At 34.4% G+C, this 24836-nt stretch carries 24 protein-coding genes; 19 read left to right on the top strand and 5 right to left on the bottom strand.

Annotated features, from left to right (window positions below; translation table 11 throughout):
• Positions 1-6: 6 nt before the first annotated feature.
• From ACVQ8P_RS06915 to ACVQ8P_RS06865, 11 genes are all read left to right on the top strand, one after another.
• On the top strand, positions 7-828 hold the full coding sequence (locus ACVQ8P_RS06915) for a two-component system regulatory protein YycI (protein ID WP_462298486.1): 822 nt from the start codon (positions 7-9) through the stop codon (positions 826-828).
• 32 nt (positions 829-860) lie between these two features.
• Positions 861-1670, top strand: a complete 810-nt coding sequence (locus ACVQ8P_RS06910; RefSeq protein WP_462298485.1) for an MBL fold metallo-hydrolase — start codon at positions 861-863, stop codon at positions 1668-1670.
• A 114-nt stretch (positions 1671-1784) separates the two neighbouring features.
• On the top strand, positions 1785-3086 hold the full coding sequence (locus ACVQ8P_RS06905) for a S1C family serine protease (protein WP_462298484.1): 1302 nt from the start codon (positions 1785-1787) through the stop codon (positions 3084-3086).
• A gap of 410 nt (positions 3087-3496) precedes the next feature.
• Complete coding sequence (gene rlmH / locus ACVQ8P_RS06900) at positions 3497-3976, top strand: 23S rRNA (pseudouridine(1915)-N(3))-methyltransferase RlmH (protein WP_462298483.1); 480 nt, start codon at positions 3497-3499, stop codon at positions 3974-3976.
• Positions 3977-4059: 83 nt separating this feature from the next.
• Complete coding sequence (locus ACVQ8P_RS06895) at positions 4060-5304, top strand: hypothetical protein (protein WP_462298482.1); 1245 nt, start codon at positions 4060-4062, stop codon at positions 5302-5304.
• Between the two features lie 124 nt (positions 5305-5428).
• A complete protein-coding gene (locus ACVQ8P_RS06890) occupies positions 5429-6667 on the top strand; it encodes a M20/M25/M40 family metallo-hydrolase (protein WP_462298481.1) in 1239 nt (412 codons plus the stop codon).
• Positions 6668-6924: 257 nt separating this feature from the next.
• On the top strand, positions 6925-8394 hold the full coding sequence (locus ACVQ8P_RS06885) for an MFS transporter (protein ID WP_462298480.1): 1470 nt from the start codon (positions 6925-6927) through the stop codon (positions 8392-8394).
• A 134-nt stretch (positions 8395-8528) separates the two neighbouring features.
• The gene (locus tag ACVQ8P_RS06880) at positions 8529-9419 is read left to right on the top strand and encodes an ABC transporter ATP-binding protein (protein ID WP_462298479.1); all 891 of its coding nucleotides are present in this window, start codon (positions 8529-8531) and stop codon (positions 9417-9419) included.
• 1 nt (position 9420) lies between these two features.
• Complete coding sequence (locus ACVQ8P_RS06875; protein WP_462298478.1) at positions 9421-10290, top strand: ABC transporter permease; 870 nt, start codon at positions 9421-9423, stop codon at positions 10288-10290.
• Between the two features lie 34 nt (positions 10291-10324).
• Positions 10325-10777: a LytTR family DNA-binding domain-containing protein gene (locus ACVQ8P_RS06870; RefSeq protein WP_462298477.1), complete on the top strand. Its 453-nt coding sequence runs from the start codon at positions 10325-10327 to the stop codon at positions 10775-10777.
• 10 nt (positions 10778-10787) lie between these two features.
• Positions 10788-11192, top strand: a complete 405-nt coding sequence (locus tag ACVQ8P_RS06865) for a DUF3021 family protein (protein ID WP_462298476.1) — start codon at positions 10788-10790, stop codon at positions 11190-11192.
• Between the two features lie 33 nt (positions 11193-11225).
• Here ACVQ8P_RS06865 and ACVQ8P_RS06860 read toward each other — a convergent pair whose 3' ends face one another.
• Positions 11226-12551, bottom strand: a complete 1326-nt coding sequence (locus ACVQ8P_RS06860) for a dihydrolipoyl dehydrogenase family protein (protein WP_462298475.1) — start codon at positions 12549-12551, stop codon at positions 11226-11228.
• A 197-nt stretch (positions 12552-12748) separates the two neighbouring features.
• On the opposite strand from ACVQ8P_RS06860, the gene ACVQ8P_RS06855 reads away from it, so the two are divergent.
• Positions 12749-13030 carry a hypothetical protein gene (locus ACVQ8P_RS06855; RefSeq protein ID WP_462298474.1) on the top strand — a complete coding sequence of 94 codons (282 nt, stop codon included), beginning with the start codon at positions 12749-12751 and terminating at the stop codon, positions 13028-13030.
• Between the two features lie 79 nt (positions 13031-13109).
• Here the strand turns inward: ACVQ8P_RS06855 and ACVQ8P_RS06850 are convergent, their stop codons facing one another.
• The 3 genes from ACVQ8P_RS06850 to ACVQ8P_RS06840 are packed head-to-tail and all read right to left on the bottom strand — an operon-like array spanning position 13110 to position 15564.
• Positions 13110-13739: a TetR/AcrR family transcriptional regulator gene (locus tag ACVQ8P_RS06850; RefSeq protein ID WP_462298473.1), complete on the bottom strand. Its 630-nt coding sequence runs from the start codon at positions 13737-13739 to the stop codon at positions 13110-13112.
• A gap of 8 nt (positions 13740-13747) precedes the next feature.
• A complete protein-coding gene (locus ACVQ8P_RS06845; RefSeq protein ID WP_462298472.1) occupies positions 13748-14842 on the bottom strand; it encodes an ABC transporter permease in 1095 nt (364 codons plus the stop codon).
• Positions 14839-15564 carry an ABC transporter ATP-binding protein gene (locus tag ACVQ8P_RS06840; RefSeq protein WP_462298471.1) on the bottom strand — a complete coding sequence of 242 codons (726 nt, stop codon included), beginning with the start codon at positions 15562-15564 and terminating at the stop codon, positions 14839-14841. The genes ACVQ8P_RS06845 and ACVQ8P_RS06840 overlap by 4 nt, the downstream gene beginning before the upstream one ends.
• A 614-nt stretch (positions 15565-16178) precedes the next feature.
• Between ACVQ8P_RS06840 and apf the strand changes: the two genes are divergently transcribed.
• From apf to ACVQ8P_RS06825, 3 genes are all read left to right on the top strand, one after another.
• The gene (gene apf / locus ACVQ8P_RS06835) at positions 16179-16802 is read left to right on the top strand and encodes an aggregation-promoting factor (RefSeq protein WP_462298470.1); all 624 of its coding nucleotides are present in this window, start codon (positions 16179-16181) and stop codon (positions 16800-16802) included.
• A 166-nt stretch (positions 16803-16968) separates the two neighbouring features.
• A complete protein-coding gene (locus ACVQ8P_RS06830) occupies positions 16969-17817 on the top strand; it encodes a TMEM175 family protein (protein ID WP_462298469.1) in 849 nt (282 codons plus the stop codon).
• 55 nt (positions 17818-17872) lie between these two features.
• Positions 17873-18433, top strand: a complete 561-nt coding sequence (locus tag ACVQ8P_RS06825; protein WP_462298468.1) for a sugar O-acetyltransferase — start codon at positions 17873-17875, stop codon at positions 18431-18433.
• A 59-nt stretch (positions 18434-18492) separates the two neighbouring features.
• Here the strand turns inward: ACVQ8P_RS06825 and ACVQ8P_RS06820 are convergent, their stop codons facing one another.
• Positions 18493-19746: a dicarboxylate/amino acid:cation symporter gene (locus ACVQ8P_RS06820; RefSeq protein ID WP_462298467.1), complete on the bottom strand. Its 1254-nt coding sequence runs from the start codon at positions 19744-19746 to the stop codon at positions 18493-18495.
• A gap of 211 nt (positions 19747-19957) precedes the next feature.
• On the opposite strand from ACVQ8P_RS06820, the gene ACVQ8P_RS06815 reads away from it, so the two are divergent.
• From ACVQ8P_RS06815 to argF, 4 genes are all read left to right on the top strand, one after another.
• Entirely contained in the window at positions 19958-20383 is a 426-nt protein-coding gene (locus tag ACVQ8P_RS06815; protein ID WP_462298466.1) for a CopY/TcrY family copper transport repressor, read from the top strand.
• A gap of 302 nt (positions 20384-20685) precedes the next feature.
• Entirely contained in the window at positions 20686-22230 is a 1545-nt protein-coding gene (locus ACVQ8P_RS06810; RefSeq protein WP_462298551.1) for a YfcC family protein, read from the top strand.
• 203 nt (positions 22231-22433) lie between these two features.
• Positions 22434-23669 (top strand): arginine deiminase, encoded by a 1236-nt coding sequence (gene arcA, locus ACVQ8P_RS06805; RefSeq protein WP_462298465.1) that lies wholly within the window; start codon positions 22434-22436, stop codon positions 23667-23669.
• Positions 23670-23693: 24 nt separating this feature from the next.
• Positions 23694-24710 (top strand): ornithine carbamoyltransferase, encoded by a 1017-nt coding sequence (argF, locus tag ACVQ8P_RS06800; RefSeq protein ID WP_462298464.1) that lies wholly within the window; start codon positions 23694-23696, stop codon positions 24708-24710.
• The last annotated feature ends 126 nt before the right edge of the window (positions 24711-24836 follow it).

The raw sequence follows: 24836 nt of genomic DNA, 5'->3' as shown, positions 1-24836 counted from the left end.
GATTAATTGGATTTTAAACGAATTGAGATTATTTTTATTATTGTTTTTCTTGGTTTGAATATCTTTTTATTCACCTCGTTACGGCAAAATCAGCAAATTGAAATTTCCAGCAATTCTTCAGTTGGGACGACAAAAACAGATACAACACTTAAAGAAATGCAAGAAGATAATATTAAATATGGGCATGTCTCAGGTAAAAAAGGGTTGGGCGTGTATATGTCTAACAAAACGTCTGATTCGTTAGACAAGGATAGGAGTCAGTTGCAAGATCAAGCGACAATGTATAAAGATAATACATTGTCAGGTAATTTTGTGACGCCAATCAGTGTCTTAGATGGTATGAATCCAAGTAAAACAATTGATAAGGCGATTTTAAGTAATCATAAACTAATTTTACATGGCTCTGACTATCGTTATAATGCTAGCCTTTCAACTGATAAAGATCTGGTATATTCACAAGTTGTCTATAATAAAATGGTTTTTTCAGATGTTGGATTAATTAAATTTACAATTAAAAATAATAAAATTACGGGATATTCGCAGACGTATATGGCAAAAACTGAAAAATTACGTGAAAATGAGTCAATTATTAGCCAACGACAAGCAATCCTGATATTGTATCAATATAATCAACTTGCAAGTAAGAGCCAGGTTAAATGGTCTAAGCTAGGTTACGCAGAGTTGCTTAGTTTAGATAAAAAATATAGTGTCTACATTCCCGTTTGGATAGTCGCCATTAAAAATTCAAGCAATGGTTCGATACAGTATAAACAAGTTAATGCATTTTCAGGGTCAATTATGAAAGATAGTAGTGATGTTTTAAATTAAACAATAGTAAAGGATAGAGGCGTAGACGATTAATGAATGAAGAGACAGACGATCTGAAGATTAGTGTTCTCGCAAGTGGTAGTGCGGGAAATGTCACTTATATTGAAACGCCTAAGCATAAAGTACTTGTAGACGCTGGGTTAAGTGGTAAAAAAATTGCGAATTTAATGACTGATATTGGTCGAGATATTAACGATGTCGATACATTATTCGTGACACATGAACATACTGATCATGCGAAGGCTGCTGGTATTTTGGCTCGTAAATATGATATGAACGTGTACGCGAATGAATTGACATGGGATGCTATGGCACATACTGTCGGGAAAATTCCTGTTGAGAAAAAGCATATTTTTGACATGGGTAAAGTGATGACCTTTGATGATTTAGATGTTGAAAGTTTTGGCGTTTCCCATGATGCTGCTGCGCCACAATTTTATCAATTTCACCATAATGATAAATCATTTGTGATTTTAACGGATACAGGCTATGTCTCAGAGAATGTGCAAGGGATTATTTCTGATGCGGATGCTTATCTGTTTGAATGTAATCATGATATTGAAATGTTGCGGATGGGTGGCTATCCATGGTCATTAAAGCAGCGTATTTTGGGTGACAAAGGTCATTTATCAAATGAAGATGGAGCCGATGCGTTGATGAATGTTATGGGTAATCGGACAAAAAAAATCTTCTTGGGTCATCTTAGTAAGGATAACAATATGAAAGCGTTGGCTCATTTAACTGTTGAATCAACGATGAAAGAACACGATTTGGCAGTGGGTGGCGACTTTAACGTGTTCGATACAGATCCAGAAAAAGCCACAAAATTAGTTGTTTTATAAGAATAATCTTTTTTTCGAAATTTGTTCATAAATAGTTCACAATTAACCGTTACTCTTAATAGAGTAAAGACTACGTTAAAAGGGGGTAGCGACAAATGTGTCGCGCATATAAAAATGTCAAATGAAAAGAAAACAGGATTTGGTTTAGGTAAAACGGTTGTTACAGCTCTGATTGCAGGATTAGTTGGTGGTGGAATTGCATTTGGTGGTTACGCATTTTATCAAAATAATAATAGTAGCGATAATGGTGCAATTACAACAGCTTCAAATAAATCAGGCACAACAAAAGTAACAAACGTTAGTGTTAAATCAAGTAATCAATCGTCAAAGGCTTTTGCTAAAGTTAAAAGTTCCGTTGTCTCAGTGATTTCATATACGAAATCAAATAGTTCAAGTAGTCGTTTAACTGATTTATATGGCGCAACAGGTGATTCTTCTGCGTCAACAAAAGAGTCAGAATCGAGTGAAGGTTCTGGTGTCATTTACAAAAAATCAGATGGCAATGCTTATATCGTAACGAATAACCACGTTATCTCGGGTGCAAGTAAAGTTGAAGTTTTATTGAGTAATGGTAAAAAGTTAAGTGCTAAGATTGTCGGTAAAGATGCGGTTACGGATTTAGCTGTTTTGAAAATTTCAGCAAAAGATGTGACCCAAATTGCAACATTTGGTGATTCTGATAGTATTACGGTTGGTGAAACGGCATTAGCTATTGGATCGCCACTTGGATCTGACTACGCAACGTCATTGACTCAAGGGATTATCTCAGCTAAAAAGCGGACAATTGATGTGACAAACGATTCTGGTGTTAAAACGGGTCAAGCAACGGTTATTCAAACGGATGCGGCCATTAACCCAGGTAATTCAGGTGGTCCATTAATTAATACGTCTGGTCAAGTGATTGGAATTAATTCAATGAAATTGGCAAGTACAGCAACAGAATCATCAAGTTCTAGTGAATCATCAACTGCTGTTGAAGGAATGGGATTTGCTATTCCAAGTAACGAAGTTGTGTCTATTATTAATCAATTAGTTGCTAATGGGAAAGTTAAACGTCCCGCATTAGGTATTTCATTAATTGATTTAACGTATGTTTCAGCAAGTGATCAAAAGAGTGTCTTGAAATTACCAACAAGCGTTACTTCAGGGATTGTCGCTGTTAAAATTAATAGTGGCTCACCTGCTAAGAATGCTGGCATTAGTAAATATGATGTTATCGTAAAATTGGGCGGTAAAAAAGTAACTGATATTTCAAGTTTACGAGAAGTTTTATACGAGCATAAAATTGGTGATACGGTAGCTGTTGAATTTTACCATAACGGTAAATTAGAAAAAGCTAACATAAAATTAACTTTAGAAGCAACAGATTCAAATACAAGTACGAGCACAACAAGTCAGTCATCATCAGCACAATAATTAAAGATGAAATATCCGTAAATGAGTCAATATTTACGGATATTTTTTTATTTTAAATGAACAGTGTGCATAACTAAGTGGATAGATATTTTGGTGGGTGTGCTTAACAAGGTGAAAGGTTACTGGTAAGGGACTTGTTTGATTAATCAGTTATGCACATTTAATTGCGTAAGCTGTGCTTAACTTTTATTTTTTTGATATTATTATTAAATAAAGGCTGATATAGCAGTGTATAAAGCGTATAATTAAGAAATATTAAAGACGTTGAATCTGTGCATAACTAAAATAGTGTTGACAAATGGGTCACAAATAAATGTAGTGACGAACATATATTCTCCGCAATATGTAGTGTTTCAAATTGTGGATATGTGCATAACTTTGTGTATAACTTGTGAAAAAGGTGGAAAATGATGAATATTAAGATTATTGGTGTCGGTAAGTTAAAAGAAAAATATCTCAAACAAGGGATTGAAGAGTATGCAAAACGGCTAAGTAAGTTTTGTAAATTTGAAATTGTTGAAGTTAGTGATGAAAAAGCACCTGAGAAATTAAGTCCAGCAGAAATGATTGAGGTTAAGGGTAAAGAAGGTGACCGTATTCTTGGTAAGATTAAGGATAAAGAGTACGTTTATGCGTTGGCTATTTTGGGCAAGGAGCGTACCTCTGAAGATTTTGCTAAGGAGATTGCTGATCTTGGAACTTATGGACATTCAGATATTACGTTTGTCATTGGTGGCTCGTTAGGATTAAGCGATGACGTGTTAAAACGTGCCAATACACAGATATCATTTGGTAAGTTTACATTGCCGCATCAATTGATGCGTATGATTTTGACTGAACAAGTCTATCGGGGGTTCATGATTAACGCTGGTAGTCCGTATCATAAATAGTAGAACGAGTTACCGTAATTAAAAAAAATCAATAAAATATATTTGACGGGGTGAATGTTTTGCGCAAGAAATTATTTTTACCAATGTTAAATCTTTTTTCCAATATAGATACGATGTTACCGTATCTTATTTTTTATAGTATTTATGCTTTTCAAAGTAGAACGAGTGCATTTTTGATTCCATTGGCTATTCTGTATACGTTTAGAGGTGTGGGAATGTTTTTAACGCCTTTCTTTTCAATGAGTCATTACCAAATGATCCTCTTTTCTACAATTTTTAATTGTTTTGGATTTTTTCTGGGAGGGCTAAATCCAAGTAACGTGACGATGCTTGGTATAAGTGGACTCTTTTTAGGAATTGGTTCAAGTTGGTCTTGGCCCTTTTTCTTATCCATCAAGGAACGTGATTCGATTAAATTGAAAAAAATGGACTGGCTCAGCAGTCTTATTTTTTTCATATTTGTTGGAGGACTGTTATATTACGCCAACACTAATGGATACTATCAAATTCTTTTCTTTGTTTTAGCTATCTTAAATTTATTTTTAGCTTTGAATTTAAAGTTACTTTTATCAGAAAATATAAGTGCTGCGCCTGATGTTAAAAAACCAAATAAAAAAATTCTAATAGGGTATCTTTTCTTTGTTTTTATCGCAAGTTTATTTTTCTTTACCGCAAAATTCATTAGAGCGGAATTTATAAATAGAAGCGGTGAAATGCTGATTTTTGCTAGTATTTTGATTTTTTTAATCGCTATAATTTATATTTTATTGAAAAATAAATTATTTAGAGAGAATTATTTAGCGATTAACAGAGGAGTCATGCTGAATTATGTCCTGTTATATGCACCATTTTTCTCGATGACTTATTTCCATTTAAATGCTATTATTCCTATTTATATCATTTATATTATTGGTTTTGAGTTAGGGATGATGACTACTGGGAAATGGGCTGATTACCGAAAGTATGTCTTGATTATTGCGCTCTGTTTAACGTTTACGCAAGTAAGTTTTTATTTAGGAATTTTACTAATTGCTTACTATATCGGGTTAGAGAATCAATTAGTGAATGAAAGTTTTAGAAAAATTCAATTTCAAAATAATCAGGCGTTCGTATTAAAATACCAATTGTCTGGAATAGGAAATCTACTGCAACAATTATTCTACATGCTGCTTGTTATAGGCTTTTCAATAGTAGCTAAAACATCCTTAGTAACATTCTTTTCAAGTTCGGCAATAACGAACCAGCACTTATTAGCCGGAATTTATCTCATTCACACGATAGTAACGGTTAATATTATTTTTTGGGCAATTATCTGTGATAAAAAGTAGAAAGTTCTAACCCCTTTTTTGGCCGTCAGTGATAGAGTTCTAGCACCACTAACAGACATTGTAGAGCTAAAGAAATGTTATAATAGGCTTGTAAAAAAATAACGATGATTGTGGGGGGATTTATTTGAAAAAAGAAGAAGAAATAAGCTTGTTAAAAGATTTAGTTGCGTTGAATACTGAAAATGACCATGAAGAATTAGTCGCAGATTACTTAAAAGAATTATTTGAAAAACATGGTATTAAGAGTGAAAAAATAGTAAGCGCGCCTAACAGAGCCAATTTAATTGTAGAAATTGGTGCAAAAAGAGCAGATGGTAAATTGCTTGGTTTTACAGGACATGCAGATGTTGTCTCAGCTGGCGATAGTGCGGCATGGGATACTAATCCATTTGAATTAACAATTAAAGAAGGTAAAATGTTCGGCCGTGGCACAACTGATATGAAAGCTGGATTAGCTGGTCAAGTAATCGCTATGATTGAACTTCATGAAGATCCTCATTTTGATGGACATATTCGTTTGATCGTTACTGTCGGTGAAGAAGTAGGGATGGCAGGATCTAAACAACTTGCTGAATTGGGTTATGCTGATGATTTATCAGCGCTTATTGTCGGAGAACCCTCTAATACTAGTTCTAAACCTGTATTAGACTACTTCATTAAAAATCAATTACTTGTTTTACCTGACGGAAGCCCAGCTGAATTCAGTCGGCATGCTATTTATTCTGCACATAAAGGCTCAATTGATATTGATATTACTTTTGAAGGCGTTTCAGCACATAGTTCAACACCACAACTTGGACTCAATGCGATTGATTTCTTAATTGAATATTGGAAACAACAAAATGAGTATGCAAAAACTTTAATTAAAGACGAATATGAAAATAATCTATTAGGTCATACAATTGTTGTTAATACAATGATTAATGGGGGCGACCAACCTAATACTGTCCCAGGATTTGCCACAATGCATGTTAAGTTTAGAACGGTTCCTGAATATTCAAATAACAAAATTATTTCAGATATTCAAGGGATAATTGATCAACTTAATGCAAATTTTGAGCAGCCTCGTTATGGGTTTAAAATTACAGAAAATAACTTACCTGTTTACGTTGAGCCAACGGAACCTTTAGTAAAAATGGCTCAAGATGTTTATAAGGATATTTGGAACGAAAATAGTTTAGTTATTGGTGCTACTGGTGGAACAGATGCAACTTCATTTATAGGTCGCAATCTTAAAATGCCAGTGGTTATTTTAGGACCAGGTAACGAAAGTGCACATCAAATTAATGAATATGTATTAGAACAGGATTATTTAGATTACATTCAAATTTATAAAAAACTTGCTCAAAAATTTTTTGAGTAAGTTTATATTTTAAACTTTGGTGTCTTTACAAAAACAGTTATATTGTAATAAAAAATTGAAGACTTATTAATTGACCAAGACCTATTTTCAAACTTTTATCGGAGATAGGTTTTTTTGTTTGAAATTAGGCATTTTCTAGTAATGAACCCTTTGAAAGTTATCGATTAAAAAATTTTTCTTGCTTTAGAGTTCACTCAAAGGCGTATAGTTATAAATAAGATAATCATTTTGAGTGAGTCGCATAAAAAGGAGAAGTTATGAACAAAAGGAATCTAATTATCGTCACCATAGCCTTGCTGCTATCTAATACAATGGCTGGTCTCGACGGAACAATTATTAATACCGCGTTGCCTTCAATTGTCAGCGATTTGCACGGCATCCAATATATGGGGTGGATTGTTGCCGTCTTTCTATTGGGGATGGCAGTTGCCACACCACTTTGGAGTAAATTGGGGGAACGAATCGGGAATCGTGGTGCGTATCAATTAGCGACTTTATTATTTGCAGTTGGTGCTATTTTTCAAGCAATATCAGGTAATATTGTCTTTTTCCTAGTTGCGCGAGCAGTTATGGGTATTGGTGCTGGAGGGATGAATACAATTCCCTTTATCATCTATGCTGATATCTATGAGAATATCAAGAAACGGTCGCAAGTGATTGGTTATGCAACTGCCAGTTATAGTATTGCTTCAATTATTGGCCCCTTAATTGGTGGTTGGATTGTTGATACTTTTAGTTGGCATTGGGTTTTCTATATTAACGTCCCAATTGCGTTTATTTCGATTATATCAATTCAATTTTTCTTCAAAGAAAAAATTAAAAAACGTCAAAAAGGTAATATTGACTACTTGGGTGCTGGTATGATGATTGTCAGTTTAGTGACATTATTAACGGGGATTCAAATGATTGGTGTTGGTTCAACGGGGCTAATTGCTGGCTTAATCATCGCCGGAATTGTATTACTTGGCGTCTTATTTAAAGTTGAAGATAAAGCGATTGATCCCATTATTCCAAATCGATTATTTAAAAATAAGAAATTGATTGTTGATTTTATTTTGTTTGCTCTTTTATGGGGTGCATTTATCTCATTTAACATTTATATTCCGATGTGGGCGCAAGGCCTGCTTGGTATGAGTGCATTAATTGGAGGCGCCACGCAAATTCCAGGGGCAATGACCAATTTGGTTGGTTCATTGACAGGACCAACGATGACACCACGTTTAGGCAAATATCGTGTTATTACAATTGGAACGATTAGTTTTATTGTTTCTTTTGTAGGGATGTTATTTGTTGGTGTCACAATACCTCTTTGGTATCTCTTGTTAATGGGTGCTTTTGAAGGATTTGGGTTAGGGATGTGTTTCAATGTGCTGCAACTTAGTGTTCAGCAAGATGCTGAAAGTCGAGACGTGCCAATAGCGACTTCATTTGCCTACTTGTTACGTATTTTAAGTCAAACATTTATGTCATCAATTTATGGTGTTGTCCTCAATAATGCTTTATCAAAAGGGATTCAGCAATCTCATGGCAAAATTTCGATGGCAATGTTAAATAAATTAAGCGATTCAAAAAGTGTTTCAGCACTTCCTGAGAAATTATTGCCCGCCATGCGCCAAATCATGTACGAAGGCTTACATAATATTATGTTAATTGCGACATTGTTATTAGTTGCTGTTTTAATATTTAACTTGTGGGTCCAAGCACGAGTAAAAAAACAAACGATTTAAAAAAGTTAAGGCTCGGATGTTGATTCGTTTTCAAAACCACTTAGTGCTCTTTTGGAACCACTTAACCTAATATGAATCACAAATCCTCCTTTTGAGAATAGACTTAGGTCATTCAGTAAAGGGAGGATTTTTTTATGACATTATTAACTGTAAAATCCATAAGTAAAACGTATCGTGAAAAAGTAGCTGTTAATCATATTGATTTAACTGTAAAAGAAGGGCAATTAATTGCTTTGCTTGGGCCAAATGGGGCAGGTAAATCAACCACCATTAATATGTTAACGGGGTTGATTCAAGCAACAGCTGGTGAAATTAGATTGGCTGGACTAAAACCAGAACAAAAAGAATATCATCATAAAATTGGCGTTGTCTTTCAAAATAGTGTCTTAGATGGACAACAAACAGTTCGACAAAATATACAAAGTCGTGCAAGAATGTATCAGAATATTGATTTGGCTAATGAAAAGAAATTGATTGTTGATTTCGGATTAACAACCATTTTGGATCAACGTTATGATACATTATCTGGCGGGCAAAGACGACGTGTTGATATTGCTAGAGCGCTTGTCCACCAACCGGATTTATTATTTCTTGATGAACCGTCTACCGGTTTAGACATTCAAACGAGAAAGGTGATTTGGGCAACGTTAAACCAATTACGTGACACACAAGGATTGACCATCATTTTAACAACGCATTACTTGGAAGAGGCTGAGGAAGCTGATTTCGTTTATGTTATTGATCACGGGGAAGTCATTGCGCATGATACCGTTAGCCACTTAAAAGAGACCTATGCGCAAAATTTACTAACGATAGAATCAAATCAAAAAGAGGCTGTGTTAGCTGAATTGGATCCTTCTTGGGATGTTGTTCAAGAAAAGGGATGTTTATTGGTTAAAGTTCCTAAAGAACATGAGGTCATTACGTTGTTACAGAAAATTGAACCCTTTATGACTCATTTTGAATTTCGTCATGGCAACATGGACGATATATTTTTGGCATTAACTGGAAAGGAGATTCGTTAACATGCAAAGCTTAATTAAACGTCATTTGAGTTTATATTTTGGTAATCGTAGTGGGGTCATTTTTTCATTATTGGGAGCCTTAATTTCATTTGTATTATATCTTATTTTTTTGAAACAAAATATGATAGCGAGTTGGTCCAGTGTACCTGATGCCAAATTATTAATGGATCCTTGGTTAATCAGTGGAACCTTAGTTGTAACAGCAATAGCTGCGACATCCCATGGTTTGGGTCAAATGATTAAAGATCGCGAAAATGGGGCATTATCTGATTTATTTCTAACAGATATTTCTTACGTTGGCATTCAGATTAGTTATTTTGTGAGTGCAATTTTAATTGGTATTATTATGCAAATCGTGATGTTGTTAGGGATGGGAATTTATTTCAATGTTACAGATGGTCTATCTTTTCAACTCAACACAATTGTACCTATTTTAGGAACAATCATATTGAGTAGTTTAGTTTGGACGACATTTAATTTACTATTATTTTCATTTGTAAAAAAAGTTGATTCATTGGGTAAAATTAATACAATTATTGGGACTGCATCTGGTTTCTTTGCGGGTGTATATATGCCGGTTGGACTGGTACCGCATACAGCTCAACTTATCATGAAATTAACACCAGCACCTTATAATGCCGCAATATTTAGGCAAATTTTAGTCACTCACCAATTAAATGTGTCTTTTAAAAATGCTTCTGTAGGCACGGTATTACATTTTAAAAAGCTAATGGGAATTGGCATTAATTTGAATCAATTAACGAGTATTCAGCAGAATTGTTTCATCCTAGGAGCCTTCACGATAATCTTTATAGTTGTGTCACTTAGTTTAGCTCGTGGTAGTCGTCGCGTGGTTGTAAGTAGCGTATAATTAACAAATAACGTTAAGAAAGAGAGGATGTAACTTGAAGATTAATTTTGAACAAAATGATGAATTGAATGATGATGAAATTGTGATTAATCTTCAAGCAAACGCTCTTTCTCATGATGTGTTAAAAATTTTACAACAATTAGAAAATTTGAACACACAGGTTGGTATGATTCCAATCACGGTTGAGGATCGCGTTGTTATGGTGCAAACAAGTGAGATTTTAGCGATTGAAGTATACGGCAGTGAACTGACGATTCATACAATAGTGAAGAATTATTCAGTAAAAGGTCAGTTAAAAACGATGATTGAACGGTTGAATAATCATGATTTTATTCAAGTATCAAAGAGTACCGTTATTAATATTAATCAGTTGGAGTCATTAGAAGCAGCATTTTCAGGGAATATGACAGCATTTATGACGAATCAACTTAAACTTATTGTTAGTCGCAAATATCTGCCGGAACTTCGTCGACAATTAAGAATGTGAGGATAAATAAATGATAATAAAAAGTATTATGCGTCATATGTCAGCTGGATTATTACTTGGATCATTTGTCTATTTATTATTCTTATTGATTCGAATGAAGCCGGTTGTTATGACGCCAAAAGATATTATAACAACTCTGATAATTAGTGCGTTAATTGGTATTTTATCAATGATTTTTGATAGTGAACGGTTAAATTATTGGGTTGCATTAGTGATTCATTATTTAGGTGTAATCCTGATTGTTGGATTGAGTACGAATATAACAGTGATACTAGGTAGCCCGGTTGTTTTTGTGATTGAAATAACAGTTATGTATATTATCGTATGGCTAATGTTACATATTGCGACTGTTTTAAACATACGTTCAATTAATAACGAATTAAAACGAAAAAAACAAAACAAAAAACGAGATTAAAAGAAAATTTTTCTTTTAATCTCGTTTTATTTTTTATAGATAGTAATCTAAATCACTTGCTGGTGTTGGGTAAGCAAAAATGAGCTTATCCACGTCTGATTTAGTTGTTTTATTCGCAATGAGTGGCGTTAAATAATTGATTAATTCTTCAGCGATAGTGGCATAAACAACGGCGCCAACTAGTAAAGTTGTTGAGCTATCAAAAATAGTTGTGACAGATGCTGTTGGTTCTTTAATGCGATTGAATGTGTACCATTTGGTTGTATCTTGCGTTCTAATGTCATATCGTTCGGGTTCTTTTTGAGCCTGTTCGATAGTGATCCCAACTTGAGAAAGTTGTGGACTCGCATAAACAGTGACGGGGATTGGTGGGTAAGTAATCGCATGATTGTCGGCGCTAAGTAATTCTTTCGCAACATAGTGCCCCTCAAACGTAGAAACAGGTGTCAGCTTAGGTTGTTTACGTGAAATAACGTCTCCAATAGCGTAAATTTGCTTATTAGTCGTTGCTAAATGATTATCCACGATGATACCATGTGAATCTGATTTCACCCCAGAAACAGGTAAATTCAGGGAGTTGATGTTGGGGTGACGACCCAATGCTGAAATGGCTAGGTCAACGGTTAAGTCTAGGCCGTTGTCACCCAATAATCGATGATTGGTCACTTCAGTTACGTTAGTATTAAAGTGAAATTGGATGCCATTATTCTTTAAACGATTGATAAGACGTTCCGTATATTCGGTTGGAAATTCGCGTAAAATTTGGTCATTATGTTGAATGATATGAACTTCTGCCCCTGCGGCCCTTGCGATATTGGCGAGTTCAATTGAAACGTAACCAGCACCGATGAAAGCAATTTTTGCTGGAATTTCTTTGAGAGATAAGAAATCTGTGCTTGTTTTTAAGAAATCATGTCCGGAAATGTCTGGTATTACGGGTGATTGACCAGTCGCAATGACAAAGTGATCAGCGGTATAAGTTGATTCATTTACTTTAATTGCTGATTCTGAAATGAATTTGGCTGATCCGTGCACGGTTTCGATATTTGAGGCAGATAGACCGGCTAAAGTATTTGTAGGGACGTTGTCTGTATAAGCTGATTTAAAGGCCATTAATTCCGGCCAGTTAATGGTAGAACCACCAGTCAAACCAAATCCTTGCATTGCTTCTTGTCGTTGCTTAGTTTCAACGGCAGAATAAAGCATTTTTTTAGGATCACAACCTCGATTAGGACAAGTACCTCCCCAAAGATCATTTTCAACGATTAGAATAGATTGTTTTTGACTTAAATCAAAAGCAACAGAGAGACCACCAGGTCCAGCACCAATGATAATTGTATCGTAATGTAATTGTTTCATTTTGAATGACTCCTAATGTTAAGATTTATTAATTACTTTGATGGTAGCATAAAGCTGCAGGTTATTTAAAAATAAAGATTTGTTAATGGTTCATGTGAGATGAATATGGCTCTAAAATTATAGAGAACAGCAAATTCGATTATTTTAGAATAATATATTCTAAAGAAGATGGAGTACTGTTAATTGGACGTGTAAAAGTGAAATATAAAGAGACACCAAAAATTGCTGAACTTGATTTAGGTAAAGCAGCTATAAATACAATTCCAACGAGTACTGGGATGACTATTGCTAGTAATCGATTGAGTGTTAAGCGGTCAACGTACAAATTAGCGGATTTAGCAGATTTATATCGTGAACAGGTACCAGGATTCATGGATGGGTTATCTGATGAAGATATAGAAGATGAAATTATATATGAAATTGTGATTCAAAGTGCTCGTTTAGATACTTGGACACAACATGATCAAGTGAAATTTTAGGTCAACAACACTTAATGAAGAGCCTAAAAAAATAGTGTATGAAAACTCAACAGTTTTCATACACTATTTTTTTAGAGATTTAAGTTAAAGCTCGGATAATCTGCATTTCAATGGTAATTAAAGTCTGTTCTTCTGTTTTAATTGCTTCTACACTAAAAAGATTAACTTGCATAAAGTAGGTGAGTAGAAAGCCTATAATTGTTCGAGCAAAATCGGCTGCTGTTAATTTGGGATTCAGCTTATTATTTTGTTTCAATAGGTGTAATAAAATATTTTTAAGAAATGGTGTATAGTTACTCATTGTTTCAATGAAAAGTTGTTTAATTGTTGAATCTGTTAAAATTTCTGTAATTAAAATTTGGATAGCTTCATGGTTTTGTTTCAAAAAATCCCAACGATTTTGGACAAAAAAGTGAATGAATGAGTCCAATGTTAACTCTATTTCTTTGATTTCCAATTGAAGAGAGGATAACGATTTTGGAATAAAATTAGCTATCATTGGATCGATAATCGCTAATAATAAGTCACGTTTTGTTTTAAAATATTTGTAAATAGTTGCCTCGCTGACTTGTGCTTCAGCTGCAAGTTCTGAAGTTGAGGTATTATCAAATCCTTGAGCTGAAAATAGGGCTAAACCAGCTAATAGAACAGCTCTTTTTCCATTTGGAATACTTTTATCAGAAATCCAATCATTTTTAATGTTTTCCATTTGAATACCTAAACCTTTCTATAACGTTTCAACCCAATAATATTCAAAATGAGTAAAACAATCAAGAAAATTAATAATGCGACCAACATAGGCCAGACAGTTAGTAAGTGATAACCATGCATGATAACGCCAGTTAAAGCTTCGCCAGCATATCTCATTGGTAAGATATATGAAAAATATTGAAGCCAATGAGGCATCGAATCTAGTGAAATAATGCCAGATAGAAATACTTGAGGTAAAACAATAATAGGAATAAACTGCATTAATTGGAATTCTGATTTTGCAAAAGTCGACATTAAAATACCGAATGCTAAAGCAACTAGTGATAATAATAAATTAATGATAATAACTGACCAGATACTACCTAAAATGACGACGGATAGGATTTTGACTGTAAATAAGACAATTAATACAGTTTGTAAAAAGGCTAAAATGCTATAACTAAGCATATAACCAAAGACAATATCTGACCGTTTAACGGGTGTTGCCAATAAACGATCAAGGGTGCCAGATGTTCGTTCTTTCAATAGAGACATACCAGAGATTAGGAAAATAAAGAAGAAAACGAAGAATCCCATCAATATTGGTAACATTTTATCAAAGTAAGAGGTATCTTTATCGCCGTAAACATAGTAATTTTTGAGTGATAAAGGTTCAGCTGTTTTTACTTTAGGTGAATCAGGTAAGTTTTTTGTTAAAGTCGTTAAGGCTTTTTTGATTTTTTCTTGTTGAACAGAACCGGCAGCTGTTTTGATAGCTATTTTTGTTGCAGCTGTCTTACTAGCATCAACATTTGCATAAGTAACAGATAATTTTTGACCAGATTGGCTAATATATGAGTCGATATGGTCCTTTTTAAGTGCTTTATTGGCTTGTTTGATGGTTGAATATTTTTTAATAATGATGTTTTTTTGGTCTAATTTTTGATTTAATGTCTTTGAGACAGAGACAGTCCCAATCTTAGTTGATTGTGTTGAATTATCATTAAACGCAAAATTCATTAATGTTAGAACAAGTAATGGTGCAATAAAGATGAGTGCTAAGGAACGTTTATCTCTTAACAATTCAGTTAAAACACGTTTGGCAATGATTAAAGTTCTCATTTATTTTCCTCCTCGACCTTTAAAAAGACGGCTTCAATTGAAGTGACGTGATACTTATTTTTTAATTTTTCGGGAGTGTCATCTGCGAGCAAATGGCCATTTAATAACATGGCAACACGATCAACTAATTCAGCTTCATCCATAACATGAGTTGTAACAAGAATAGTACGACCTTCATTTTTTAATCGATGGAGTTCCTGCCAAATATGGCGACGAAGAGCGGGATCGATACCAACCGTTGGTTCATCCAAGATAATTAAATCTGGATTACCAATGAGGGCAATAGCAAGTGAAAGACGACGTTTCATACCGCCAGAGTACCCAGACACATGTTGATCTAGTGCTTCTCCTAAATCAACTACTTTTGTGACATGTTCAACATTAGATTGTATGTCTTGTTTAGCGATACCTTTCATTCGACCGAAAAAGATTAAATTTTCTCGGCCAGATTGTTGTTCATATAAGGCATCACTTTGAGCCATATAACCAATATTTCCTAGTAGTTTACGATTAGGCATAACTTGATTAAAGACGGTTGCCGTACCACTATCAGCTTTTTCTGCCCCAAGTAATAATTGAATAATAGTTGATTTTCCAGCACCTGAAGGACCGATTAGCCCCAGTATTGTGCCTTCTTCTACAGTTGTTGAAATATGATCTAAAACAACATGTTTGTTAAATGATTTTGATAGATCTGTTAATTGAATAATTGGTTTGTTCATAAATAATAACCTCCATTTTAAAAGTGAGTAAGTATTCACTAACCTACAAAAACATCGTAATCTTTTTAAACGATGTTGTCAAATGAAGCCTTTAGTTACGTTATCTCTGTTTACACATAATGAAGAAAAATCGATATAGGATATGGTTAGGTATTTTGAAACTAAGGGGATAGCGTATGACATTTGCTAAATGGAATTGTGATTCAAAGTACTTGTTTAGATACTTGGACATAACATAATCAAGTGAAAATTTAAAAGTATTATTGGCAAGAATCATTGCTGATAATACTTTTTTTGATAAAACAAGCGAAAAAAACAAGATTATTAAATTATTTTTAGGGAAAATATCCTTGCTTTTTGTCACATAAAAAATACTTGAATTATTTTTATAAAGACTGCTTTTATAAGGATAGTAAGGTGAAAATAATTTTTAACTGAGCGATGTTTATTACAGAATGCTAGTTATATTACAATATTTCAAGATAATGATATTTGACTGAAATGCTTATGTAAAAGGCAACTGATAGTATGAACCTCGTAAGATAAATAACACATAAAGATAAATTAAATAAGAAATCAAATAAATCGCTTAACTTAAAGGAGAACTAAATATAATGAAATTAAATACAAAGATGACAAAATTTTCAGTAGCAATGGTAGCAACAGTAGCAGCAGGTTTTGGTCTTGTTAAAGCAGCAGACGCTGATGTGTACACTGTAAAATCAGGTGATACACTTAACGAAATCTCAGCATCATACGCAAGCAAAACATCTAATGATGTTAGTGTTAGCACAATTGCTAAAGAAAACAACATTAACCATGTTAACGTTATCTATGTTGGCGAACAATTAACAATTAATACTGATACAGCTGCTAAAGCAGCAACAACAAATACTGCATCAAACACAGCTAAAGCAGCTTCAACATCAACAAACACAGCTTCAGCAAATACAAGTGCACCTAAGGCAGCTACAACAAGCCAAGCTGCACCAAGTACTGCCAATGCTGCAACATCAAGTGATTCAAGTGCTAAAGCATGGATTGCTAACAAGGAATCTGGCGGTTCATACTCAGCTAGAAATGGTCAATATGTTGGTAAATACCAATTAGGCGCATCATACTTAAACGGTGATTACTCAGCTGCAAACCAAGAAAAAGTTGCTAACAACTACGTAACAAGTCGTTACGGTTCATGGAGTGCTGCTAAATCATTCTGGTTATCAAATGGTTGGTACTAAAATTTAAATTAAAAAATAAGAAGCTTTGAATTGGGATTAATTTCTGATTCAAAGCTTTTTTTATTGTTTTACAACATTTATTAAAAATGGTAATGTTTAGTGAATAACTGATATTAAGAGTTGTGATTATCAGATCTTTAAAATAAGTATTTTTAGGAGTAATAGAATGAAGATTAAAGAAAGACTAGATACATTGAGTGATGCTATTATTGCAATCATTATTACGATTATGGTATTAGAAATGCCTATTGAAGTGAAAAATGGACAAATTAATTTTACTGATTTATTTCAGACAATTGGTATTTTTATTGTTAGTTTTTGTTTTGTCGCTAATATATGGTATCAACATGCCGTTGCTTTTTCAGAAGTAGATGAAGTATCAAATAAAATTATTGTTATGGATTTGATTTTAATGATGTTTTTATCGTTAATTCCAACATTTACACGACTAATGACAACTGATACAGTCAGAGAAACGGTTATAATGTACGGTATTTTGTACGTTGTCATTATCTATTTGTTCAGAGGAATCGCAAAAGCCATTGTTCATCAGAAATATACGGAAAAATCCGATATGCAAAAAGTTTACGTGGCTATTTATGGTAAGCATAATACGGAAACGGGATTTTTATTGTTAGCCTTAATTTTATTAGGTTGGTTTTTCCCAAAAATAACGTTGATTTTCTTTATTGTGATTCCAATTCGGTCATTTATTGCTAATAGCGCGGATAATAGTGAATTCACAGGTGTTAGTCAAATGGATTCGAAGGGCGCCGAGGCCTTTTTGAAGATGTCACACAAAGACAGAGAAAAGTTAAAACCACTAATTGTGACGCTTAGAAAAGAAATTGCACGCCGAAATCCAGATGCTTGGGAAAATTTCACAGAGGATGCCGAAGAGGCACTTGATGTGAGTGAAGAAACGGTACTTAGATGGTTTAATCGCTATTATAATGAGTTTAAAAAGAGTAGAACAGCGGATAAGAAACGATTAGGAAGAGAGAACAGAAAATAATAGTATTGAAATTGATTGAACGGGAGAGTTTTCACTTTAGTTAGGAGGGTATCAAATGGACACGGAAGAAATTAAAAAACGGATGGATAGCGGCGAAATTTATTATGAAAATGCCGATATTAATCAAGAACAAGTGCAATATACGGATTGGATATTTGAGTATAATCAACTATTACCTAGTAAAAGTATCGAAAAACAGCGGTTATTAAAAAAATTTATGGGTGATATTGGTGAAGAAACGACATTATTGCAGCCACTTCATGCGAATTGGGGCAAAAATACGTTTATCGGTGCACGAGTCTATGTTAATTTTAATCTAACTTTAGTCGACGATACCAAAATAACGATTGGTGATGATACGATGATTGGACCTAATGTGACTTTAATTGCCGGAACTCATCCGTTGAACCCAGCATTAAGATTGAAAAATGCGCAATATAATTTACCAGTGACAATCGGTAAAAATGTTTGGCTAGGTGCGGGTGTGACTGTTTTACCGGGAGTTATAATTGGTGACAATTCAGTGATTGGAGCAGGTAGTTTGGTTACAAAAGATGTACCAGCCAATCATTTGGCATATGGTTCACCTTGTAAGGTAATTAAGGTTATATCTTAGACAAAAATCCCCCTATGTATGACTTTAAAAGTCTTACATAGGGGGATTTTTTATCCTATTTAATTATTTTGTGCCATAAAGTCTTTTAACCAATGCTTACCTTCAACGAAACGTGTAACAAGCATTGCAGTGACTGTGTTTCCTGTTGAATTTAATAAAGTTGCTGGAATATCAATGATGGTTGTAATGATTAAAATCAATGGAAGAGCAGCCATTGGAAAGCCGAAAATGGAACAAATCAAGGTTTCGGCAACCATACCACCACCAGGGATTGCGCCCATAACAACTCCGACTAAGAATGAGACGCAGATAATCATAATCATGTTGTGTAAACTCGTAATATCTTTACCAAAAACAGCAAATAAGAAGGTTGTTTTTAAAATGCCACCAATGACAGAGCCATCTTTATGCGTATTGGCGCCTAATGGAATGATCGTATTGGCAATATCTTCAGTAACACCCATTTTTTTAGCGTACTCTAAGTTAACAGGGATACTTGCGGCAGAAGAACTTGTGGCAATCGCTGTAACAGCAGGTGCTGAAACATTTTTCCAAAAAATGGTAAAACCGTCTTTACCACCGGCGATGAAGGCATATAAACTCATCATCACGAAGAAGTAAAATGCCGTAATGCCTAAATAAAGAACGAAACTACGCAAGTATCCAGCAGCAATCTGAGGCCCTAAGTTACCAATGATATTGGCGAAGAAACATCCTAGACCAATTGGAGCGTAATACATGACATATTTAACCATTCGCATAACAACAACGTTCCCGGCTGATAAAAAATTTGTAAATGCGCTAGATGCTTTACCAGTAGCGGAAGCAGCTGTTCCCATCAAAATTGAAAAGACGATTAATTGGAGCATATTGTCTTTAGATAATAAGTGATAGAAATCATTAACGGTAAATGTGTTTACTAATGTTTCTAAACCGGATGATTTTGTTGAGGTGTCTTTAACAGTTCCCATCAAACCCTTGATGGTATCGACGTTAACACCATGAATAGGGCTAAAGAGACGAACACCGATATAGCCAATAATGCCCGCAATGAAAGCTGTTGTTAGAAAGACAGCCAAGGTTGTAAACATGATTTTACCGAGACGTTTCATTTCAGACATTTCCGCAATTGCCGATGAGATACTGAAGAAAACGAGAGGAACTAAAATCATATACATTAGATTTAGAAAGAGATCACCTAATGGTTTGAGGATAGAAGATTGTTCTTTAAAAATTAAACCAACAATACCACCTATAATTAATCCCGAAAGTAGAAATAAAGATGTTTTGTAGCGGTTAAAAAAAGTAGTCATAAAAGTTCCCCTTAATTAAATAGTATGAAGCTATAAACAATAGTATATCAATTGTTTTGGCTAAAAGCTAAGTTTTAAAAAATGGTGTTATGTGGTCGGATATTTCATTAGAGTAATGTGCTCGTTAGGCGCAACTTATTGACGTGTCGTACACAACAGTTTACAATTGTAATCATAAAGATATTGAGTGATTAATGAAGGGTGGTTTACCATGATGACAAAACAAGTAATTGATATTAGTGATGCTGAATGGGAAGTAATGCGCGTTATTTGGACGTTAGGGCAGAGTACTAGTAATGAAATTTTTGAAAATTTAAATGGAAAAATGGATTGGCAAATGCCAACAATTAAAACGTTATTAGGTCGATTAGTTAAAAAGGGTGCCTTGTCTGCTGATAAAGATGGACGCGCTTTTATCTATAAGCCTTTAATAGAAGAACAAACAACAATGGATCATGTTAGTCAATTGTTGTTTGATCATATGTGCCAAATGAAGATTGGATCAACTATTGCAGATTTGTTGAGCGAAGTTGCGTTAAGCCAATCAGACATTATGAAACTACAAGCTGTGATTGATCAAAAGGCTAAAACTGCACCAGAAATGGTCGAATGTAATTGTTTAGCCAAGGAAGTTTAAGTAATATTATGTTTCACGTGAAACATTGTGAATTTTAAAAAATTAAAGAAGAGTTCAAGAGTGAGATTGGAAAATCTTATTTTTGAACTCTTTTTCTTTTTTAAAAGAGCGATTTGTTAAAAACGTGAGCTGGTTCACACATTTTATGCCATCTATTTCACTACACAAAGAAGACACCACTGATATACTCCAAACGAAACAATTGGAGGAGGAGTGACGATGGTAGAAATTTAATGAGCAGGGGTAATTATGATTATGAAACAGTTTAAAGGAGGAAAAAGACAATGGATTCAACGACAACGATGGTGAAGACACCTAAGAAAAAATTTAAGCTAAAAATGCCTGGCGCTTTTGTTATTTTATTTATATTAACAATTGTTGCAGTTATGGCAACATGGATTATTCCAGCAGGTTCTTATTCAAAATTATCTTATGATCAAGCCAGTACAGAATTAAAAATTACAGATGCACACGGCATTGTAAAAAAAGTACCTGCGACACAACATCAATTAGATAAACTACATGTCAAAATTGCGATTAAACAATTTACATCTGGTGGCATTACAGCCGCAGTCTCAATTCCTAATACATATCAGCGATTGAAGCAAAATCCAGCAGGACCAGCAGATATCACGAATAGTATGGTTAATGGGACAATTGAAGCTGTTGATATTATGGTCTTTATTTTAGTTCTAGGAGGTCTAATAGGGGTTGTTAAAGTTAGTGGTGCATTTGAATCAGGACTAATTGCGCTCACTAAGAAAACGAAGGGACATGAGTTTTTAGCTATTTTCTTTGTTTCAATTTTAATGGTTTTAGGGGGGACTTTATGCGGAATTGAAGAAGAGGCTGTGGCTTTTTATCCAATTTTGGTACCTGTATTTATTGCAATGGGATATGATTCGATAGTCTGCGTGGGAGCCATCTTCCTGTCCAGTTCAATCGGAACAACGTTCTCTACAATTAATCCGTTTTCAGTTGTTATTGCGTCAAATGCAGCTGGAATTGATTTCACGCAAGGTATGATTTGGCGGATTGTTGGTTTGATTGTTGGGGCTATTTTCTTAGTTATTTACTTAGGTCGTTATAGTAAAAAAGTTAAGGCAGATCCAACTACTTCATATACTTATGAAGATAGTAAAGAGTTTAATAAATTGTGGTCAGTCTCTTCAGGTGAAGGTAGTGCTAAATCTGTTTTCACGATTCGCAAGAAATTAATTTTGCTATTATTTGTGGTTACTTTCCCAATTATGGTCTGGGGCGTGATGGCAAAAGGGTGGTGGTTCCCAACTATGGCGTCATCATTCTTAGTATTTGCTATCGCAATTATGTTTTTAACAGGGACTGGCCGAGATGGCCTTGGTGAAAAAGGGGTTATTGATGCGTTCGTTAATGGTGCATCTAGCTTAGTTGGGGTGTCATTTATTATTGGATTAGCTCGAGGAATTAATATCGTTTTAAATCAAGGCTTAATTTCAGATACGATTCTCCAATATGCTTCATCTTTGGTAGTTGGTGTAAGTGGACCAATTTTCATTATTGTCATGATGATTATTTTCTTCTTCCTTGGTTTTATTGTTCCTTCTTCGTCAGGATTGGCTGTTTTGGCAATGCCAATATTTGCACCATTAGCTGATTCTGCCAATATTCCAAGATTTATTGTCGTTTCTGCTTATCAATTTGGTCAGTATGCGATGCTCTTCTTAGCCCCAACAGGACTAGTTATGGCAACACTTCAGATGTTAAATATTAGATACTCTCACTGGGTAAAATTTGTTTGGCCAGTAGTTGCGTTCGTTTTATTATTTGGTGGCGGATTATTGGTACTACAAGTTCTAATCTATTAAAAGTGTCGTTAAAATAAGAATATTATAATGTTTCTCATTTTAAATGATATAAAAGCTAGTTATGAAAGCGTTTTATAGTTTTGTAAGACGAAAAAATTCTCATAATGATAAATGCATCACATTGTGAGTGTAACCGTTTACTAAATCAGACCAATCGTTCCTGTTATGCTTTGCATGTAATAAATATATAGGAGGTAATCATTATGACAAGTCCAGTACATGTTACATCAGAAATCGGAACGCTTAAAACCGTTTTGTTAAAAAGACCCGGTAAAGAAGTTGAAAACTTAACACCAGATATCATGGGTCGTCTTTTGTTTGACGATATTCCATACCTACCTGAAATCCAAAGAGAACATGATTTCTTCGCAAAAACATTGCAAGACAATGGCGTTGAAACAATTTACCTTGAAACTTTGGCAGCTGAAGCTTTAGATGCAGGAAATGTAAAAGAAGAATTCTTAGAAAAAATGTTAGATGAATCAGGATTAGTTTCTAGTACACTTCATGCCGCATTGAAAGAATACTTGCTTTCAATGGAAACACAAGACATGATTGATAAAATTATGGCTGGGGTTCGAACAAATGAAATCGATTACAAGTCAAATGCTTTAGTTGATCTCAGTTCGTCTGAAGACTATCCATTCTTTATGGATCCAATGCCTAACCTTTACTTCACACGTGATCCAGCAGCTTCAATGGGCGACGGTTTGACAATTAACCGTATGACATTCGCTGCACGTCGTCGTGAATCATTGTTTATGGAATATATCATGGAATACCATCCACGTTTCGCTAATAAAGGTGTGAACGTATGGCGTAGCCGCAACCATCTCGACCGTATGGAAGGTGGAGATGAATTAATTTTAAACGACCACGTTCTTGCAATTGGTATCTCACAACGGACTTCGGCTCGTTCAATCGAAGAATTGGCACAAGTTCTATTCGCAAAACACAGTGGTTTTGATAAGATTTTAGCAATTAAAATCCCTAACAACCGTGCTATGATGCATTTAGATACAGTGTTCACAATGATTGATTACGATAAATTCACAATTCATCCAGGAATCCAAGATAATGGCGGAAACGTTGATACATTCATCTTAGAACCAGGCAAAGATAATCATATTAATATTTCACATCGTACGGACCTTCAAAACGTCTTACGTGAAGTCTTAAAAGTACCTGAACTTATCTTAATTCCAGTTGGTAACGGCGATGCTGTTGTTGCACCTCGTGAACAATGGAATGATGGATCAAATACATTAGCAATTGCACCAAATACAGTTGTGACTTATAACCGTAACTATGTTTCAAATGAAGTTTTAAGAAGTTATGGCATTAAAGTGATTGAAGTTATTTCAGCCGAATTATCACGAGGTCGTGGTGGTCCACGTTGTATGAGTATGCCTATTGTTCGTGAAGATTTAAAAAAATAAAAATTAAAAAAGGTGGAAAATAACATGTCAAATACAGTCTTTCAAGGTCGCAGTCTTTTAGCAGAAAAAGATTTCACTCCAGAAGAATTAGAATACTTAATCGATTTCTCAATCCATTTAAAAGATTTGAAAAAACGTGGTATTCCACATAAATATCTTCAAGGTAAGAATATTGCCTTACTTTTTGAAAAAAATTCAACAAGAACACGTGCTGCTTTCACAACAGCATCAGTTGATTTAGGTGCACATCCTGAATTTCTTGGTAAAAATGATATTCAATTAGGTAAAAAAGAATCAGTTGAAGATACAGCTAAAGTTTTAGGTAGCATGTTTGATGGGATTGAATTCCGCGGATTCAGCCAAGATGTTGTTGAAGGATTAGCTAAATTCTCAGGTGTTCCTGTATGGAATGGTTTAACTGATGAATGGCATCCAACACAAATGATTGCCGATTTCATGACAGTTAAAGAAAACTTTGGTAAATTAAAAGGCATCACATTAACATACGTTGGTGATGGACGTAACAATATGGCTAACAGTCTTTTAGTTACTGGATCAATGCTAGGTGTCAATATTCATATCGTTGCACCTGACTCATTACAACCAACTGAAGAAATTCAAAAATTTGCTGCTGAATTTGCTAAAAAATCAGGCAGTCAAAATATGATTACTTCAGACGTTGATAAGGGTGTTAAAGGTTCAGATATTCTTTACACTGATGTTTGGGTATCAATGGGTGAAGAAGATAAATTTGAAGAACGTATTAAAACATTAAAACCATACCAATTAAATATGGACATGGTTAAAAAGACTGGCAATGAGAACATGATCATTATGCATTGTTTACCAGCATTCCATGGTATTGAAACTGAATATGGTAAAGAAATGTTTGAAAAATACGGTGTTAGAGAAATGGAAATTACTGACGAAGCATTCCGTAGTAAATATGCACGTCAATTTGAAGAAGCAGAAAACAGAATGCATTCTATCAAAGCAATTATGGCTGCAACTGCAGGAAACTTATTCATTCCACGTGTTTAATAACGTAACGATAGTTTGTTTTTAACGGTGAAAGTAACTTAACAGGGAAGTGTCTCTGCAAAAAAATAGGCTGTCATTAGGGGGACTAATCTGGAGCAAGACTTTAGATTAGTTCCTCTTTTATTT

This window comes from Dellaglioa sp. BT-FLS60 (genome assembly GCF_054941065.1).
The sequence above is the reverse complement of the archived record's forward strand: the minus strand, read 5'-3'. Positions and strand labels throughout refer to the sequence as shown.

What these genes read in the sequence shown, in the direction of transcription:
- apf (WP_462298470.1), top strand. Translation starts at nt 16,179, where the DNA reads ATGAAATTAAATACAAAGATGACAAAATTTTCAGTAGCAATGGTAGCA.
- rlmH (WP_462298483.1), top strand. Translation starts at nt 3,497, where the DNA reads ATGAATATTAAGATTATTGGTGTCGGTAAGTTAAAAGAAAAATATCTC.
- ACVQ8P_RS06815 (WP_462298466.1), top strand. Translation starts at nt 19,958, where the DNA reads ATGATGACAAAACAAGTAATTGATATTAGTGATGCTGAATGGGAAGTA.
- ACVQ8P_RS06850 (WP_462298473.1), bottom strand. Translation starts at nt 13,739, where the DNA reads ATGGAAAACATTAAAAATGATTGGATTTCTGATAAAAGTATTCCAAAT.
- ACVQ8P_RS06840 (WP_462298471.1), bottom strand. Translation starts at nt 15,564, where the DNA reads ATGAACAAACCAATTATTCAATTAACAGATCTATCAAAATCATTTAAC.
- ACVQ8P_RS06875 (WP_462298478.1), top strand. Translation starts at nt 9,421, where the DNA reads ATGCAAAGCTTAATTAAACGTCATTTGAGTTTATATTTTGGTAATCGT.
- ACVQ8P_RS06825 (WP_462298468.1), top strand. Translation starts at nt 17,873, where the DNA reads ATGGACACGGAAGAAATTAAAAAACGGATGGATAGCGGCGAAATTTAT.
- arcA (WP_462298465.1), top strand. Translation starts at nt 22,434, where the DNA reads ATGACAAGTCCAGTACATGTTACATCAGAAATCGGAACGCTTAAAACC.
- ACVQ8P_RS06895 (WP_462298482.1), top strand. Translation starts at nt 4,060, where the DNA reads ATGTTAAATCTTTTTTCCAATATAGATACGATGTTACCGTATCTTATT.
- ACVQ8P_RS06905 (WP_462298484.1), top strand. Translation starts at nt 1,785, where the DNA reads ATGTCAAATGAAAAGAAAACAGGATTTGGTTTAGGTAAAACGGTTGTT.
- ACVQ8P_RS06865 (WP_462298476.1), top strand. Translation starts at nt 10,788, where the DNA reads ATGATAATAAAAAGTATTATGCGTCATATGTCAGCTGGATTATTACTT.
- ACVQ8P_RS06810 (WP_462298551.1), top strand. Translation starts at nt 20,686, where the DNA reads ATGGTGAAGACACCTAAGAAAAAATTTAAGCTAAAAATGCCTGGCGCT.
- ACVQ8P_RS06880 (WP_462298479.1), top strand. Translation starts at nt 8,529, where the DNA reads ATGACATTATTAACTGTAAAATCCATAAGTAAAACGTATCGTGAAAAA.
- ACVQ8P_RS06860 (WP_462298475.1), bottom strand. Translation starts at nt 12,551, where the DNA reads ATGAAACAATTACATTACGATACAATTATCATTGGTGCTGGACCTGGT.
- ACVQ8P_RS06845 (WP_462298472.1), bottom strand. Translation starts at nt 14,842, where the DNA reads ATGAGAACTTTAATCATTGCCAAACGTGTTTTAACTGAATTGTTAAGA.
- ACVQ8P_RS06820 (WP_462298467.1), bottom strand. Translation starts at nt 19,746, where the DNA reads ATGACTACTTTTTTTAACCGCTACAAAACATCTTTATTTCTACTTTCG.
- ACVQ8P_RS06885 (WP_462298480.1), top strand. Translation starts at nt 6,925, where the DNA reads ATGAACAAAAGGAATCTAATTATCGTCACCATAGCCTTGCTGCTATCT.
- ACVQ8P_RS06910 (WP_462298485.1), top strand. Translation starts at nt 861, where the DNA reads ATGAATGAAGAGACAGACGATCTGAAGATTAGTGTTCTCGCAAGTGGT.
- ACVQ8P_RS06830 (WP_462298469.1), top strand. Translation starts at nt 16,969, where the DNA reads ATGAAGATTAAAGAAAGACTAGATACATTGAGTGATGCTATTATTGCA.
- argF (WP_462298464.1), top strand. Translation starts at nt 23,694, where the DNA reads ATGTCAAATACAGTCTTTCAAGGTCGCAGTCTTTTAGCAGAAAAAGAT.